This window comes from Pseudonocardia sp. N23 (assembly GCF_002583555.1).
Lineage (GTDB): Bacteria > Actinomycetota > Actinomycetes > Mycobacteriales > Pseudonocardiaceae > Pseudonocardia.
Map to the genome: position 1 here is coordinate 1 of NZ_BEGX01000082.1, position 1,377 is coordinate 1,377.

Sequence of the window (1,377 nt, forward strand, 5' to 3'; positions counted from 1 at the left end):
CTTCGCCGAGATGGCCACCGAACTCATGCGACGCCAGCACAGCCAGATCTCCGACACGCCCTCCAGCACCACACTGAAGAACCGCATGCGTCGCTCCCACCGCGCCCACGAACGCTTCCTGGAAATCCTCGACACCGACACCGACACCGACACCGGCGAGGACGCCCAGACGTACTGGCGCGACCACCTGCAAGCCATCGGCAAGTACTACGAGAAGCGCTCGAAGACCCCCATCGAACTCATTTCCTGAACCGAGCCGAGCAGCCAACTGGACAACTCACGCGCCCCGACCCGGCTCCGACCCGGAAGCGGCACCGTGCGCCGCCGGCCTCCGGCGCTACGTGGCCGGAGCCGGCCGGAAGTAGGGCAACGTCGTCATCGGTGCGACGTCACGAAAGACGACGTCGAGCACGGCGCCGATCTGCAGGTCCGACTCCACGTAGTCGATCAAGGCCGCCGGGTAGAACAGGCCGGGGTGCGCGGTCATCTCGCCCAGGACCCAGCAGATCGGCGGCTCGTCCTCGAACCCGGCGACCATCTGATCCTGGATCAGGGTCCAGTTCACGACACGGGCGGTGGGCTCCACTCGCTCGAAGGTGAATGACGGAGTCGTCACCTCGTTGCAACGCAGGCAGAACGCCACGGGTGGGTGCGCGAACGCCCCACAGTGGTCGCATCGCTGGAATGCGAGGTCATGTTGCCTCGCGGCGTTCCAGAACGGTGCGGTGTCCTCGTCCGGGACGGGTACGGGCTTGTCGTAGTCCGGTGTGGACATCGGTGTCTCCAGGGACTGGCGGACGCAGCGCCCGCGACGATCGCCACCTACGCTGCGGGGTCGTTGGTGTACAAGATCGCTTGGCCGAGGTTGCGCGCGGGTGTGGCGTAGGTCGACAGGGCGGTCGTCGCGCCGGCGATCTGGCGTGCTTCGGCGCGTCCCGCCAGCTGCAGGTAGCACTCCAGCACCTGCGGCAGCCCGTGCAGCCGCCCCCACCCCGTGTTCCCTCCGCCCGACAGGAGGGGGAACGTCCCCTGCGGGTCGAGATCCGTGTCCTCGAGAACCCGCCACGCCTCCCCGACGGGGCAGAAGCCCAACGCCTCGAGCCAGAAGTACACCAGCGGGGTGAAGCCGTCGTACGGCTGGACCACGGCGACGTCCCGCGGCTTCCATCCACTGCTCGACCACAGCCGCCCGGCCAGATCGAATCCACGGTCGTAGAAGTCGTCCAGCGGACCGAACGTCCCGTCAGGGGGCACTCGGTCGTTTCGCACCTGTGCCCAGTCGGTGATGTACACCGGCTTGTGCGGCAGGTCCCGCGCACGCTCCGGGGACTGTCAACTGAGCGGTGTAACTGATGTTGTGCGGGTTTACTTGCGGCC

General features: G+C 67.3%; 3 protein-coding genes. 1 reads left to right on the forward strand and 2 read right to left on the reverse strand.

Annotated elements, in window-relative coordinates; all coding sequences use genetic code 11:
• A partial coding sequence (locus tag TOK_RS32825) for a hypothetical protein (RefSeq protein ID WP_172457724.1) occupies nucleotides 1–250 on the forward strand: 250 nt, incomplete at its 5' end.
• Between the two features lie 87 nt (nucleotides 251–337).
• Here TOK_RS32825 and TOK_RS22910 read toward each other — a convergent pair.
• Nucleotides 338–775 carry a Zn-ribbon domain-containing OB-fold protein gene (locus TOK_RS22910; RefSeq protein WP_098960076.1) on the reverse strand — a complete coding sequence of 146 codons (438 nt, stop codon included), beginning with the start codon at nucleotides 773–775 and terminating at the stop codon, nucleotides 338–340.
• A gap of 47 nt (nucleotides 776–822) precedes the next feature.
• Nucleotides 823–1,254, reverse strand: coding sequence for a hypothetical protein (locus tag TOK_RS22915; RefSeq protein WP_098960077.1), 432 nt, complete (start codon nucleotides 1,252–1,254; stop codon nucleotides 823–825).
• Nucleotides 1,255–1,377: the final 123 nt, after the last annotated feature.